Origin of the sequence: Pseudomonas sp. IT-347P (assembly GCF_949768005.1) — a bacterium.
GTDB lineage: Bacteria > Pseudomonadota > Gammaproteobacteria > Pseudomonadales > Pseudomonadaceae > Aquipseudomonas.
Map to the genome: position 1 here is coordinate 142,116 of NZ_CATKPQ010000058.1, position 14,451 is coordinate 156,566.

Sequence of the window (14,451 nt, forward strand, 5' to 3'; positions counted from 1 at the left end):
GACCAAGGAGCACCGTCATGAACCTGCATCAGTTCGCCGAAACCCACGAAGTCACCAACCAGCCACCGTCGCTGGACGGCACCAACCTGTACCGCATCGACCTGCCGTTGCAGGAGTGGTCGCGGCGCTTTGGGGCCGGTTGGGCGGAGTCGCGGATTGATGCCTACGGCGCGCTCGCTGGCGGACCGTTGATGGAAGCCGGGTTCCTTGCCAATCAGAACAAACCGGTATTTGCCAGCCATGACCGCTACGGTCATCGCATCGATCTGGTCGAGTTTCACCCGGCTTATCACGAACTGATGCGCACGGCGATCGAGCACGGTCTGACCTCACTGCCATGGGCGCATCCCCAGGACGGCGCGCATGTCGCCCGCGCTTCGATGACGTATCTGCACAGTCAGGCCGAAGCCGGCAGCGGTTGCCCGTTGACCATGACCTTCGCCAGCGTGCCGGCCCTGCGTTTGCAAGCCAACCTGGCCGAGCAATGGCTGCCGAAAGTCCTCGCCACCGAATACGACCCGCGCAACGTCGGCATGGCGCACAAGGCCGGCGTGACCATCGGCATGGCCATGACCGAGAAGCAGGGCGGCACCGACGTGCGGGCCAATACCACCAAGGCGTATCCGGTTGGCGCCAGTGGCCCGGGCCAGGCCTATGAATTGGTCGGGCACAAGTGGTTCTGTTCGGCACCGATGTGCGATGCCTTCCTTACGCTGGCGCAGACCGACAAGGGCTTGAGTTGCTTCCTGCTGCCACGCCATCGCCCGGACGACACGCGTAATCAGTTCTACATCCAGCGTCTGAAAAACAAGCTCGGCAATCAGTCCAACGCCTCCAGCGAAGTGGAGTTCCGTGGCGCGCTGGCGTGGATGGTCGGTGAGGAAGGGCGCGGGGTGCCGACCATTATCGAGATGGTCGCGATGACGCGTTTCGATTGCATGGTCGGTTCCAGTTCACTGATGCGTCAGGCGCTGACGCAGGCCAGTCACCACTGCGCACACCGCAAGGTCGGCGGCAAACTGCTCAGCGAGCAGCCGTTGATGCAAAACGTCCTGGCCGATCTGGCCCTGGAAAGCGAAGCCGCGCTGGCCCTGAGTTTGCGCATGGGCAAGGCGCTGGATCATCTGGATGATCGCCATGAAGCGCAATTTGCGCGTCTGGTGACGGCGGTGGGCAAATACTGGATCTGCAAGCGTGCGCCGGGGATGATCAACGAAGCAGCGGAATGCATGGGCGGCGCGGGGTATGTCGAGGACAGCATCCTGCCGCGCTTGTATCGCGAAGCGCCGGTGAACTCGACATGGGAAGGCTCGGGGAATGTGCAGTGTCTGGACGTGCTGCGGGCGTTGTCGAAAGAACCGGGTGTGCTGGATGTGTTGTTCAGTGAGTTGGGTGACGGCCACGGCGATAAGCGGCTGGCTGCGCATATTCAGCAGTTGCAGGCGCAGTTCAAGGACACCAGCGACATTCAGTACCGGGCACGCCAACTCACCGAAGACATCGCACTCGGTTTGCAGGCCAAGCTTCTATTGGAGGCCGGCAACTCAGCGGTCAGTGATGCATTTATTGCCAGCCGATTGAGCGGTGGTGGCCGGGTCTACGGCGCCTTGCCACGCGGCCTCGACGTCGAAGCCCTGGTTGTCCGCTCAACGCCACAGATTCTCTGACCCACCACAAGTCCCTTGTAGGAGTGAGCCTGCTCGCGATTGCGGTGTATCAGTCAATGCAAATGTCGACAGGTAGACCGCTATCGCGAGCAGGCTCACTCCTACAGGGATCGGGTATGCCTGACATATTGTGCGGTTGCCAACATGCCACTGTTCCCGTGAGACCACGATGCAGGCAAGATGAAGCTCTGCAAGTCAGAACACAGGAAGCTGATCGTGACCGAAGCGTTTATTGTCGTTCAAACCGCCGAACAAGCCGTGGACCGTCTGGCCGAGTTGCATGAGCGGGCCACCACTGCGCTGAACTCGGCGCTCAAGCGTTACCTCAAGGATCGCGTCGAACCCGACGCAGCGCAGCGTGCCCTGTTTCGTTATCCCGAACTGCGTCTGACCTATCACTGCCAGGGCGAAGTGCCGCAGACCACCCGCGCTTATGCCAAGGTGCAGCTGCCGGGCACGTACAGCGTCACCGTCACCCACCCGGCGGCATTCCGCAAATACCTGCTCGAACAACTGACACCGTTGATGCACGACTTCACCGTGACCGTGGAAGTCGGCGTCAGCCAGCAGAACATTCCGTATCCGTACGTGGTCGAGCAGGGCGATGAACTGGCCGGTTCCGGCGTCACTGCCGCCGTGCTGGCGCGGGTGTTCCCGAGTACCGACCTGTCCGCCGCCACCGATGGCATCGCCGACGGTCTGTACGATTGGGAAAACACTGATCCGCTGCCGCTGGCGTTGTTCGATGCGGCGCGCGTGGATTTCTCGCTGCGCCGGCTGGTGCACTACACCGGGAGCGACTGGCGTCATGTGCAGCCGTGGATTCTGCTGACCAACTATCACCGCTATGTCGACCAGTTCATCGTCCATGGTCTGGAGCAACTACGCCGCGACCCGCGTTTCGTGCGCATGGTGCTGCCGGGCAACGTGATCATCGAGAAGGGCATGGATCATGGCGAAGCGTCGGCCATTGCCGCCGGTGTGGTCTGGCACCGTTACCAGATGCCGGCCTATCACCTGATCGCCAGCGATGGCCATGGTGTGACCCTGGTCAACATCGGCGTCGGCCCGTCCAACGCCAAGAACATTACCGACCACCTCGCCGTGCTGCGCCCGCATTGCTGGCTGATGATCGGTCACTGCGGCGGCCTGCGGCAGTCGCAGACCATCGGCGACTACGTGCTGGCCCACGCTTACATGCGTCGCGACGGGATTCTCGACCGTGTAGTGCCGCCGAACATTCCGATCCCGGCACTGGCCGAAGTGCAAATGGCGCTGCAACAGGCTGCGGCGAATGTCACCGGCGAGAAGGGCGATGACCTCAAGAAACGCCTGCGTACCGGCACCGTGCTGACTTACGACGACCGCAACTGGGAATTACGCTGGGCGCAGGAGCGGCCGTTGATCAACCTGTCCCGCGCGGTCGCGGTGGACATGGAAAGCGGCACGATTGCCGCGCAGGGTTATCGCTTGCGGGTGCCGTACGGCACGTTGCTCTGCGTTTCGGACAAGCCGTTGCACAGTGAGATCAAGCTGCCAGGCTCAGCCAACGCCTTCTATGAGCGTGCGGTCAGCCAGCACTTGAAGATCGGCATCGAAGCGGTGGATCTGCTGCGCACCGAACTCAACTCGCTGCACTCGCGCAAATTGCGCAGCTTCGACGAGCCGCCGTTCCGCTGATTTGTTGATGGTCATTTAACGGTCAGGCTACTAGCATTGTCAGCCCTGACCGTTAGATGTTCTTTTCGCCATGTCCCGTCCTCCACGTCCACCTTCCCGCCGCCCCGGCGCGAAGCCTCAGTCTTCTTCCCCGCGTCGTGTTGCCAAGGCACCGCCGGCCGAGCCGAAGCTGATCCTGTTCAACAAACCGTTCGATGTGCTGACGCAATTCAGCGACGGTGAAGGGCGGGCGACGCTCAAGGATTTCATCGATGTGCCCGGCATCTATCCGGCCGGACGTCTTGATCGTGACAGCGAAGGATTGTTGCTGCTGACCAACGACGGCCAGTTGCAGGCGCGCATCGCCGATCCGAAACACAAGTTGGCGAAGACCTATTGGGTGCAGGTCGAAGGCGTGCCGACGACCGAACAGCTGCAGCGTCTGCGCGATGGCGTTGAGTTGAACGACGGCATGACCTTGCCCGCCGAAGCGCGGCAATTGGATGAACCCGAGTTGTGGCCGCGCAATCCACCGGTACGCTTTCGCGCAACCATACCGACTTCATGGCTGGAACTGGTGATTCGCGAAGGGCGCAACCGTCAGGTACGGCGCATGACCGCAGCAGTCGGGCTGCCAACCTTGCGCTTGGTGCGGGTGAGAATTGGTGACTGGACGATCGATGGCCTTGATCAGGGCCAATGGAAGGAAGTGCCGGCGCGCTTATAAAGCGCCGGATTCGATCAGGCCGATCACCACACTCTTGATGATGAACGCGGCCACGCCCAGGCCCAGCACGAAGAACAGAATGAACGAGCCAAAGCGCCCGGCCTTGGACTTCTTCGCCAGATCCCAGACGATGAAACCCATGAAAATGATCAGGATGCTGACCAGTCCGGTCATCATCCACTCTTCTAATAATGCTGGATCCATTGGGTTTCTCCGGCGCGCACGGGGCAAAAGGGCGCGGCGAGTATACGCCAAGGTGTGTGGGGTGGCATTGATCTGGGTCTGATCCGGAACTGTTGCCCTCACCCTAACCCTCTCCCAGAGGGAGAGGGGACTGACCGGGGGATGCTTGAGAACTACACCGACTTGGTCCAGATGTTGTGAATCCATAATCGACCCGATATTTCAGGTCGATGCATGACTTCAGACACCTCGGTCGGCCCCCTCTCCCTCGGGGAGAGGGCTGGGCGGGCGGCGTTCCGATGAGGGGCTTTTGATCAGTTGCGCAGGTGGGTCAAGGGTAGTTCAGTGCTGTTGAGCACCTGATTCAGCACAAAACTCGAACGCACACTGGTCACGCCTTCAATCCGGGTCAGGTGCCCCAGCAACAGCTTCTGGTAGTGATCCATGTCCGGCACCACCACTTTCAACTGGTAATCGGCATCCACACCCGTCACCAGACTACATTCCAGCACCTGCGGCAACGTCCGAATGGCTGCCTCAAAATTCTCGAATCGCTCCGGCGTGTGCCGATCCATGCCGATCAGTACATACGCTGTCAGGCTCAGCCCAAGCATCTTGCGATCAAGCAACGCCACCTGACGCGAAATATATCCGTCGTCTTCCAGCTGCTTGACCCGGCGCGAGCAAGGGGACGGCGACAGACCGATGCGCTCGGCCAGCTCCTGGTTGGAGATGCGGGCGTCGCGCTGCAATTCCGCCAAAATACTCAGGTCGTAACGGTCGAGTTTGCTCATCAATCTGTCCTTGGTTGTAACTATTGCGGCGGATTATCTATCCAGGGTTAAAAATTGCGCAAGTGGTGTTTATTTCAGCAATCTTCGCAATCATCTGTCGCGGCCTCAGGCCTATTCTTATCACCAGAATCACTGCTCGGTAACACAGTCCACAGCGGCCCGCCCTATCAGGCCCGCCGCGGTCGCCACCCCCACCGGGGTTGTGCCGGCCCCCGAGCTGCACACTGTCCAGAAGACGGCGTGAGGTGAGCCGACGTCAAAAGCGTCGAGCCAGGACGAAGTTCTCTAGAGGGGAGGCCGACGGGTCTCCCTTTTTTCTTGCCTGCGATTTGAGGCTGTCGCGCTCAATAAATAAGTTGCGTGACTGATAACCTGTTGCAGAACCCGGTGTACCTGTCCCGGGTCTTAGCTATAGGTCCCAACCCCGCAGTGAGGAAAAGCATGAATTCGCGCATCTGGCGTCTGGCCGGTGTTGGTTTGCTGTGTATGAGCATCGGTGCGCAAGCGCTCGCTGACGAGCCGCAGAATCGCGGGCCGGATGGCGGTGGCCATGGTCAGGACCATCAGGGCAACAATCAGGGGCGTGGCGGCGATCATCAGACGCGCCCGCAGAACAACGAGATCATTCGTGGCGACAACAGCCGCCAGTTCGAGCACAACGGCAACAACAATGGTCAGTGGCAGAATCGCGATCAGAACCGTCCGGGGTACAACCCCAACCCGGTGCGCCAGCCGCCGCAGCTGCCGGCCAACAGCCTGCCGATCCAGCCACGGCCCGATGCTGTGCGCCAGACTCAGGAACCGCGCCAGGGCTACTACCGCGACGAACGTCCGCAGAACGGCTATCACAATCAGCAATGGCAGACCGGCAACCGGCCCAACGATCATCGCTGGCCGGGCCGTCCCGACGGTCATGGCAATGGCTGGGGGCCGGGGCCGCAATATCGGCCGGGGCATGTGATCGAGCGTTTCCCGGATCGTGACTACCGCGTGCCGTACCGCGGTCAGGATTACTTCTATTCCGGTGGTTACTGGTATCGCCCGCAGGGCCCGCGCTACATCGTCGTGCAGCCACCGCGCGGGATTCGCATCCAGTATTTGCCGGATTATGCCCGTGAAGTGTGGATCGGCGGTTCGTTGTTGTTCCTCGCCGCCGGTGCCTACTACGCCTATCAGGAAGCGACCCAGGATTACGTGGTCGTCGAGCCGCCGGTGCAGCAACCGCCGCAGCCGCAATCTCAGGGTTATGACGTCGAGGCCTATCCGGCCAACGGCCAGTCGCCGCAGCAAGTGCAGCAGGACGGTTATCAGTGCTATCAGTACGCGGTGCAGCAAAGCGGTTTCGATCCGCGCACCGCGACCTATCAACCGGCGCCCGAAGTGGTGCAGGCGTACCGTCAGGCGCAGGGCAATTGCCTGAGCAGTCGCGGTTATCAGGTCAGTTACTGAAGCCGGGTTTGCACCCGTTCGGATTTGACCACTTCCTGCGGGTCGGCGTGCACCAGCACCTCGGCTCGCGGGTAGGCTTTGTGAATGGCATCGGCGGCTTGATCGCTGATGCCGTGGGCCACTGACAAGGTCAATTCTCCCGGTAATTCCAAGTGCAACTGCACAAACCAGTGGTTGCCGGAGATCCGCGTGCGCAAGTCATGCGCACCCAACACGCCCGGCACACTGCAGGCCAGTTCGAGCATGTGCCGGCTGACGTCTGTTGGCAGCTCCTCATCCATCAGCACTGAAAAACTTTCCCGGGCGATCTGGATGGCGCTCCAGAGGATATAGGCAGCAATGCCGAGTCCGAACCAGGCATCCAGTTGATGCCAGCCGAACCCGGCCAACACCAGCGCCAGCAGAATACTGCCGTTGAGTAACAGATCCGATCGGTAATGCAGTGAGTCGGCACGCACGGCGTTGGAACCGGTCTGCTTGATCACTCGATGCTGCAGCACCAGCAAGGCCACCGTCAGCAGCAGCGAGAACACGATCACGCCGATGCTCAGCCACGGCGCGCCAAGTGGTTCAGGATGCTGGATGCGTTCATAAGCCTGAAACGCGATCAATACCGCACTGCCGGCAATGAACAGCGCCTGCGCCATCCCCGCCAGCGATTCCGCCTTGCCGTGGCCATAACGGTGATCGTCATCGGCCGGGCGCAGCGCGTAATGCACTGCCAGCAAATTGAGCAGCGAAGTGACGCCATCCAGCGCCGAATCGGTAAGGCCGGCGAGCATGCTCACCGAACCGCTGAGCCACCAGGCGATGGCTTTGGCGATGATCAGCGTGCAGGCCACCGCCACCGAGGCGCGGGTCGCCAGCCTGAGCAGGCGGGCGTGTTCGGGGCTGGAGGTCATTGAACGTCCTTGTTAAGCGGCGGGTTGCAGGCCGAACATCGCCAGTTGTTGAGTGCTGCCTTTGTGTTGAATCAGGCGCGGGTCGTCGAGTGGGAAATCTCGGCCCAACTCGCTTTCGAGAATAGCCTGCAACTTGTGATTATCGACCTGACCGTCCGGGCCGATGGCTTGTTTGAGTCTGGCTGGATCGATCTGCGCGGTGTGGCCCGGTTCGAAATAGATCGCGCCGGTGGCGAAGTCGACGGCAAACGCGATCAGCCCGGGAATGATGTAGAACAGCAGGCCCACGGCGTCGAGCACGGCAATTGCCGGGTCAATCTTGCCGTCGATCTGACCGCGCCGGTCCGGGTAGAAAATCGAACCGCACGCCGTGATTTGCGTGAGCAGGGTGGCGACCAGTACACCGCCGATCAGGCGAAAAGGTAAGCGCATGGGAAAATCTCCTGATTCATCTAAGAACGAAGCGTCGTTGTATGAAGTTAAGACCCTGACGAACGCTCAGCAGTTCGCCGTTATACTCGCCGCTGGCAGGGCGTGCCCACAGTAAATTGCGGCCTCGTCTCACCCCTACCGAAATATGTTGAGGATTGAAGTTGTTTTCTCCAGATCGACACCGCGTGAAGGCTAATGAATCCTGTCGGGGTTCGGCCCTCCGGGCTAAAGCTGTGAGCGCGCCATGCTGCGTTGCAGGACTTGGCAAGGAAACGACCCTTACCTGCGTCCCGCGCCTTGCCTGGCACGCTCACAGCTTTAACACGACTCGCAATTTACTGTGGGCACGCCCTGGGGAGCCAGCATGAATTCTTTGCCAATCGATGAAGTTTTACCCGCCCTGCGTGAAGCCTTGGCGACGCGCCACGAAGCGGTGCTCGAAGCACCCCCCGGCGCCGGTAAAACCACCCGCGTACCCTTGGCCTTGCTCAATGAAGCGTGGCTGGCCGGGCAGACCATTCTGATGCTTGAGCCGCGCCGTCTCGCCGCGCGTGCAGCCGCAGAGCGTCTGGCCAGCGAGCTGGGCGAGAAGGTCGGCGAAACCGTCGGTTATCGCATCCGTCTCGACAGCAAGGTCGGCCCCAACACTCGCATCGAAGTGGTCACCGAAGGGATTCTCACCCGGCGCTTGCAGGATGACCCGGCGCTGGAAGGCGTTGGCCTGCTGATTTTCGATGAATTCCACGAACGCAGTCTCGACGCTGATCTGGCGCTGGCCCTGAGTCTGAACGGTCGCGAGCTCTTCCGGGCTGAACAGCCGCTGAAGATTTTGCTGATGTCCGCCACGCTCGAAGGTGAACGTCTGGCCGGGTTGCTGAATGATGCGCCGATCCTGCGTAGCGAAGGCCGTATGTACCCGGTGGCGATGCGTTGGGGCCGGCCGTTTCAGCCCGGCGAATATATCGATCAACGTGTCACGCAAACCGTGCTTGAAGCGCTGCACGATGAAACCGGCAGCCTGTTGGTGTTCCTGCCGGGGCAGGCGGAAATCCGCCGCGTCCATCAACAATTAGCCGACGCGATCGGAGAGCGCAGCGATGTGTTGCTGTGTCCGTTGCACGGTGAACTTGACCTCAATGCGCAACGCGCGGCGATCGATCCGGCACCGACCGGGCAGCGCAAAGTGGTGCTGGCGACCAACATCGCCGAAACCAGTCTGACCATCAACGGCGTGCGGGTGGTGATCGATGCCGGGCTGGCGCGGGTGCCGCGGTTCGATCCCGGCAGTGGCATGACGCGCCTCGATACTCAGCGGATTTCCAAGGCCAGCGCCACGCAACGTGCAGGTCGGGCAGGGCGACTGGAACCGGGGGTTTGCTATCGCCTGTGGTCGCAGGATCAGCACGAACAACTCGCAGCGTATGGCAGTGCGGAAATTCTTTCGGCGGATCTCGCCAGCCTCGCATTGCAACTGGGGCGCTGGGGTGTGACGCCGGGCGAACTGGTCTGGCTGGATATTCCGCCAGCGGCCGCTTATGCGCAGGCGCAGGATTTGTTGCAACGGCTTGGCGCGCTGGACGGTGAAACTCTGACCAGTCACGGTCAGGCCATGGCTGAATTGCCGGCGCATCCGCGCATCGCTCATTTGCTCCTGCGCGGACAGGCGTTGGGTCTGGCGAACATGGCCTGTGATGTCGCTGCGCTGCTGGGCGAGCGCGACATCTTGCGCGGCGCCGGGGCGGATTTGCACAGTCGCCTGGTTTTGCTCTCTGGCGAAGAACGTGCGGCTCGCGGCGCGCAGGGTGGGGTGCAGCGTGCCAGGCAACTGGCGCGGCAATATCGCGGTTATCTGCGTGGCAAGGCGAGCGAGCCGGTCAGTGATCCCGAGCATCCGCGCTGGCTCGGCGCCTTGCTGGCGCTGGCCTATCCGGACCGTGTCGCGCAACAGCGGCGTGCCGGCGGCGCCGAGTATCGCCTGGCCAATGGTCGTGCGGCATTGTTCGCCGAGGCCGACAGCCTGATGAAAGAGCCGTGGATCGTCATCGCCGATCTCGGCAGCCGTCAGGGCCAGCGCGAAGAACGGATTTATCTGGCAGCGGATTTCGATCCGGCGCTGTTCGATTCAGTGCTCGCCGAACAGGTGCGCAACGTCGATCAACTGGACTGGGACGAGCGCGAAGGCGTACTGCGCGCCGAGCGCCAGCGCAAGGTCGGCGAGCTGATTCTCAGCCGTGAACCGTTGACCGGTCTCGATGAAAATGCACGCAGTCAGGCGCTGGTCAATCTCGTGCGGCGCAAAGGTCTGGAGCTGCTGCCATGGACGCCGGAACTGCGGCAGTGGCAGGCGCGGGTGGCGTTGTTGCGGCAGTTGGAGTTAAGCAATCACGTTGACAGTCAGTGGCCCGATGTCAGCGATGCGGCGTTGCTCGATACCCTCGAAGACTGGCTGATGCCTTATCTGGGCAAGGTCTCGCGGCTCAGCCATTTTGCCAGTCTCGACCTGTCGAGCATGGTGCGTAACTTACTGCCATGGCCGCTGCCGCAGAAGCTCGATGAACTGGCGCCGCATCATCTGAGCGTGCCGTCGGGGTCGTCGATTCGTCTGGACTACAGCGAGGTTCCGCCGATTCTCGCGGTGCGTTTGCAAGAGTTGTTCGGGCTGGCGGATACGCCGCGGATTGCCGGCGGGCGGCAGGTGGTCAAGCTGCACTTGTTGTCGCCGGCGCGGCGGCCGGTGCAAGTGACGCAGGATCTGGCCAACTTCTGGCGCAGTACCTATGCCGAGGTGAAAAAGGATTTGAAGGGTCGCTATCCGAAACATTACTGGCCGGACGATCCCCTGGTCGCCGAAGCCACGGCGCGGGCGAAGCCTCGGGGCACCTGAGCAGCAATGGCAGCGCGCCATTAGCCCATCCGTCCTAATTGCCCCTGTTCGGGCCGCCTCCTAAAGTGGCGGCCCGAACAATAACAAGTTGCTGCCTGGCAACCTGTGCCCAAGGAACGGAACTGCCCATGTCATCTTTTCTCAAGTTCAAGAAGTTGATCTTCTTGTCGGCTGCGCTGCTGTTTGCCTCCCATTCGGCAAATGCCGAAGAGCCCAACCCGGTTGGCGACTGGTGGATTATCTACGGCAACGGCGTTGCCCATAAAAACATCATGTACGTGGCGGATGCGACCTCGGTGGTGCCCTCGGAAAAAACCAAAGGCGCGACCATGGTCGCTGTGACCCTGGTTTATGAAGAGCCCGGCAAACCAATGATCGACGTGTACAACCTCGAAGCCCAGTGCTCTACGGGCAAGGTACGTTTTATCAATGGCCAATCCATCGAGCGTCTGGCTTACACCCTGCGTCATCTGAAAGTTGCCAACCAATGGCAGACCCCGAAAGAGTTCTGGGTCCAGCAAGCGCTGAAGTTTGCCTGCGCGCCGGGCAGTCGGGCTAAAAACGACATGGCCGCCGTGGGCAAGATGGAATACATGCAGATGATCCAGATGCTGCAGCAGATGTTCTTCAAACTTGCACCGATTCAGGAAAAGAGCCAGATGATGGACAACATCGACAGTCTGCTCGAACTGAAAAAATAAGCCGGGACAGCCCATGACTTACATACGTTTATTGCTGGCCACCGTGTTGGCCGCGTTGCTCTTGACTGGCTGTTCCACCATTGCGCAAAGCCGCTGGGAAGGGCGCGATGCGCAGGAAGCGCTGGACTTGTTTGGCAAACCCGACTCGATGAAAAAGGAGATCGGTCCGAACGGAGAACCCTTGGCGGTGCTGACCTGGTACAAGTCCGCGAGCTGGACCACCACCGAAGCGGCCGGGACTTCGATGACCCATACCGGCAATGGCATGGTGTACACCGAGCACTATCAACAAGTCGGGCACAGTTCCGATTGCAAATTGCAGGCGAAAATCAACCAACAGAAGAAGATCGCGCAGTTCCTGATCGAAGACGGACGGATCCTGCATGGCAAGTGCACCAATGTCAGGTATGTCCCCGGTTATATTCCGCCAGGCATGTGAGCGGTCTTTGCGGTCAGTTGTTCGCGGCAATAATCGGCGAACAACTGCGCCGGTTTGGTCAGTTGCCCGCGCTTGAGGATCGAATGCACCCGAGGTCAGGCCTTGCACCAGCTCTTGCTGTTCACCGTCGCGGATGCGGAGTTGAACCCCCGGATACAGCATCGAGAACCCGGCGATCAACTGCGGCAGGTACAGCGTCGCGTATGTGATGGGCGCCAGACCGGGGCGGATCAAGCAGATTCTCGACGTGCCGATCGAGCGCCCGCGCGCACTGGACATGGTCATGGAGCGCTCGTTCCTCGATATGAAACGGCAGATCTTCGGGCTGCTCCATGGCGACCTCGAAGAGGTGCATTGAGTCAGACTCGGCACAAAACCCTGTGGGAGTGAGCCTGCTCGCGATGGCGTAGTGTCAGTCGATGTATTATTGCCTGACACAGCGCATTCGCGAGCAGGCTCGCTCCCACAGGGTTTCGTGGCCGAGGCTGTTGTCACGGCAAGGCGAAGACCGTTTTGACCCATCCCGGCAGGGTGTATTTCTGGTAGATGTGTTCAGGGATATCGACATACGGCTCAGTAATAAACCATTGAGGAATCACCGGATTGGCCTCATCGATCACGAGAATGTTGGCCGGATTGTAGAAGTCGTAGTCGACAACGCTTTTGTTGTCGGTGATGACTTTCTTCCGTGCGGCCATGGCTTCGAAGAACCTGAAGCTCAACCCGGCCTGGCCGGGCTTGGCAATGTCGAGAATGATCCGCGAGCGCTTGACCAGCTCACCCGCGGACTCCAGCGATATTCTCTGTTCCAGGAAGGTGATGCCCGGATGCGCCCCGGGGATCGGTTTGCACTGAACCAGAAACTTGTAGTCAGTGACCCCCAGTCGATCAAAAGCCTTCGCCAGGCCTTCCAGCACCGGCACCCGATCCTTGCCGGCCATCACTACAAACGCCGAGTAGTCACCGGGCTCGCCGTCGGCGATGTAGTCGTCGTAAATGAAGTTGTGCAGTTTCCTCAGACCATAACTTTCGGCGTTTTGCGGGTCGAACGAAAACACCTCGTCATAGCCGGCCAGTTCCTCTCGGGTCATCGGCCAGCGACTGAAACTGTCATAGAGGTAGGCGATCTTGCGGTCAGAGACTTTGAGTCCGGCGGCCAATTGTTTCGCATCGATCTGGGCCGGGTTGATGATCAGCGCAACATCAAATCGCCCGTGCGCAGCAATGGCTTTATTGAACTGGCGTAAATGCGCCCAGCGTTTCAGCGGGCGGCGCAAGATCTTCGGCGCTCGATCAAAGCTGTTCTGCATCGACGAGGTATCGATGAAACACACGTCGTTGTCGATCATCAGATAGTCCGCCAGTTTGCGCGCGTAACCACCAATGTCCTTGCACACCAATAAGATTTTCATGAGATTCCATATCGTGAAGTCGGGCGACGGGGCGATCTTCCTCAGCCCTGTCTATGGCGCTGCCGGCAGCAGAAAGCGCGCAATCACCGGCAGATGGTCGGAGATGCGCAACGTGTCGTCCTGGCGCACCCTCGCTTGCACCCGCTTGATTTTCGGGCTGTAGAACAGATAGTCAACCGTGCGGTCCGGGCCACTCAGGCCGGGATCGTTGGGGTAGTGGGTCAGCCACTGCGCACGGTCGATGCCGCTGGCTTCGTTGTTGGTCGGGATCATTGGGTATTTGTCCCACAGCACATGCAGTTCGCTGTCCGCGGAGTAGGGCGTGCGCTGCTCGGCGGGGAGGCGACGATACTGGCCGAGCGGCAACAGGTTGAAGTCGCCACCGATCAACCACGGCAGGCCCTGACTCTCATATTTGTCGAGCACCTTGGCCACAGCGCTCACTTGCGCCTGCAAAGCGTCGTCCGGTTGACTGGCACGCTCCAGATGCGTGTTGAACACGGTCAGTTGCCCGCCGTCACTCAGAGGCAGTTTGGTCGCAAGCAAAGCGTCTTTCGGCTGGAACTGACGGCTGATGACATTGGCCGGGGCCACTGGCAATTGCAGGCGCTCGGCGTGTTCGATGCGGTAGCGGCTCAGCGTCGCCAGTTGCCGGCCGACGCTGCCGAAAATGTGCGGATCGGGGACGACTTCGGCTTTCCAGTCGAACGCACTGGCGCTGCATGGGTAGAGATCGGCGACCCGTTCCTGCAAGAGCTTGAGCTGATTCTGATAATCGCTGGCCTTGGCGCCGTCATCGAGTTCCTGCAACAGCACGACATCGGGCTGCTCGTCGCGGATGACCCGCGCCACTTCGTCGAGGCTGAAAGCCATGTCCTCCGGGGTCGGCGCTTCATCGTTGCCCTTGGCCAGATCATTCCAGAACACGTAACGCTTGCCGGCGAGGTACTGCACGTTCCAGGTCATCACTTTCAATGCCTGGCCCGGCACCAGCGTCGGTGGCGTTCCCGTGCAACTGACGGGCAGGGTTTCGCGGGCGTCGGGGCGCCAGGTCAGGCTGAACATCAGCCCGCCGATCAGGACGATGGCGAGCACGACAAGTAACAGGGTGTAGCGCAGTAGACGGGTCATGGCTCGGCTTATAGCGTTACAGAAAGTGGTCCCGAGCATACCTGACGGCCGTCGCGAAGCCCAAGCGCAGA

13 protein-coding genes and 2 pseudogenes are annotated in these 14,451 nt (G+C 60.6%); 8 read left to right on the plus strand and 7 right to left on the minus strand.

From position 1 onward, the window contains the following. The first annotated feature begins 17 nt into the window (after nt 1-17). From ACM6IV_RS24890 to ACM6IV_RS24900, 3 genes are all read left to right on the plus strand, one after another. The gene (locus ACM6IV_RS24890; protein ID WP_414872054.1) at nt 18-1,667 is read left to right on the plus strand and encodes an acyl-CoA dehydrogenase family protein; all 1,650 of its coding nucleotides are present in this window, start codon (nt 18-20) and stop codon (nt 1,665-1,667) included. Nucleotides 1,668-1,847: 180 nt separating this feature from the next. Beyond that, nucleotides 1,848-3,347, plus strand: a complete 1,500-nt coding sequence (gene amn, locus ACM6IV_RS24895; RefSeq protein ID WP_163019592.1) for an AMP nucleosidase — start codon at nt 1,848-1,850, stop codon at nt 3,345-3,347. Between the two features lie 70 nt (nt 3,348-3,417). After that, nucleotides 3,418-4,053, plus strand: coding sequence for a pseudouridine synthase (locus tag ACM6IV_RS24900; RefSeq protein WP_414872055.1), 636 nt, complete (start codon nt 3,418-3,420; stop codon nt 4,051-4,053). Here ACM6IV_RS24900 and ACM6IV_RS24905 read toward each other — a convergent pair. Both ACM6IV_RS24905 and ACM6IV_RS24910 read right to left on the minus strand, forming a co-directional pair. Further along, nucleotides 4,048-4,257 (minus strand): DUF2788 domain-containing protein, encoded by a 210-nt coding sequence (locus ACM6IV_RS24905; protein ID WP_007909655.1) that lies wholly within the window; start codon nt 4,255-4,257, stop codon nt 4,048-4,050. The two genes, ACM6IV_RS24900 and ACM6IV_RS24905, sit on opposite strands and share 6 nt — an antisense overlap. A gap of 293 nt (nt 4,258-4,550) precedes the next feature. Beyond that, nucleotides 4,551-5,030 carry an Lrp/AsnC family transcriptional regulator gene (locus ACM6IV_RS24910; RefSeq protein WP_008081091.1) on the minus strand — a complete coding sequence of 160 codons (480 nt, stop codon included), beginning with the start codon at nt 5,028-5,030 and terminating at the stop codon, nt 4,551-4,553. 441 nt (nt 5,031-5,471) lie between these two features. On the opposite strand from ACM6IV_RS24910, the gene ACM6IV_RS24915 reads away from it, so the two are divergent. Further along, nucleotides 5,472-6,479, plus strand: a complete 1,008-nt coding sequence (locus ACM6IV_RS24915; protein ID WP_414872056.1) for a DUF6515 family protein — start codon at nt 5,472-5,474, stop codon at nt 6,477-6,479. Here ACM6IV_RS24915 and ACM6IV_RS24920 read toward each other — a convergent pair. Together ACM6IV_RS24920 and ACM6IV_RS24925 are read right to left on the minus strand one after the other, a co-directional pair. After that, the gene (locus tag ACM6IV_RS24920) at nt 6,473-7,381 is read right to left on the minus strand and encodes a cation diffusion facilitator family transporter (protein ID WP_414872057.1); all 909 of its coding nucleotides are present in this window, start codon (nt 7,379-7,381) and stop codon (nt 6,473-6,475) included. The two genes, ACM6IV_RS24915 and ACM6IV_RS24920, sit on opposite strands and share 7 nt — an antisense overlap. 12 nt (nt 7,382-7,393) lie before the next feature. Continuing rightward, nucleotides 7,394-7,813, minus strand: coding sequence for a polyribonucleotide nucleotidyltransferase (locus ACM6IV_RS24925; protein WP_414872058.1), 420 nt, complete (start codon nt 7,811-7,813; stop codon nt 7,394-7,396). Between the two features lie 364 nt (nt 7,814-8,177). Between ACM6IV_RS24925 and hrpB the strand changes: the two genes are divergently transcribed. The 3 genes from hrpB to ACM6IV_RS24940 all read left to right on the plus strand — a co-directional run bounded on the left by hrpB (nt 8,178) and on the right by ACM6IV_RS24940 (nt 11,837). Next, nucleotides 8,178-10,697: an ATP-dependent helicase HrpB gene (gene hrpB / locus ACM6IV_RS24930; RefSeq protein ID WP_414872059.1), complete on the plus strand. Its 2,520-nt coding sequence runs from the start codon at nt 8,178-8,180 to the stop codon at nt 10,695-10,697. A gap of 128 nt (nt 10,698-10,825) precedes the next feature. After that, nucleotides 10,826-11,398 (plus strand): hypothetical protein, encoded by a 573-nt coding sequence (locus ACM6IV_RS24935; protein WP_414872060.1) that lies wholly within the window; start codon nt 10,826-10,828, stop codon nt 11,396-11,398. A 13-nt stretch (nt 11,399-11,411) separates the two neighbouring features. Beyond that, complete coding sequence (locus ACM6IV_RS24940; RefSeq protein WP_093434651.1) at nt 11,412-11,837, plus strand: hypothetical protein; 426 nt, start codon at nt 11,412-11,414, stop codon at nt 11,835-11,837. 78 nt (nt 11,838-11,915) lie between these two features. On the opposite strand, the pseudogene ACM6IV_RS24945 reads toward ACM6IV_RS24940, so the two are convergent. Further along, nucleotides 11,916-12,044: pseudogene (locus ACM6IV_RS24945) on the minus strand (LysR substrate-binding domain-containing protein); the annotation flags it as partial. On the opposite strand from ACM6IV_RS24945, the pseudogene ACM6IV_RS24950 reads away from it, so the two are divergent. Then, nucleotides 12,040-12,195: pseudogene (locus ACM6IV_RS24950) on the plus strand (ABC transporter ATP-binding protein); the annotation flags it as partial. The pseudogenes ACM6IV_RS24945 and ACM6IV_RS24950 overlap by 5 nt on opposite strands. Nucleotides 12,196-12,328: 133 nt before the next feature. On the opposite strand, the gene ACM6IV_RS24955 reads toward ACM6IV_RS24950, so the two are convergent. Next, nucleotides 12,329-13,249: a hypothetical protein gene (locus ACM6IV_RS24955; protein WP_414872061.1), complete on the minus strand. Its 921-nt coding sequence runs from the start codon at nt 13,247-13,249 to the stop codon at nt 12,329-12,331. Nucleotides 13,250-13,300: 51 nt separating this feature from the next. Next, nucleotides 13,301-14,380, minus strand: a complete 1,080-nt coding sequence (locus tag ACM6IV_RS24960) for an endonuclease/exonuclease/phosphatase family protein (RefSeq protein WP_414872062.1) — start codon at nt 14,378-14,380, stop codon at nt 13,301-13,303. Between the last annotated feature and the right edge of the window lie 71 nt (nt 14,381-14,451).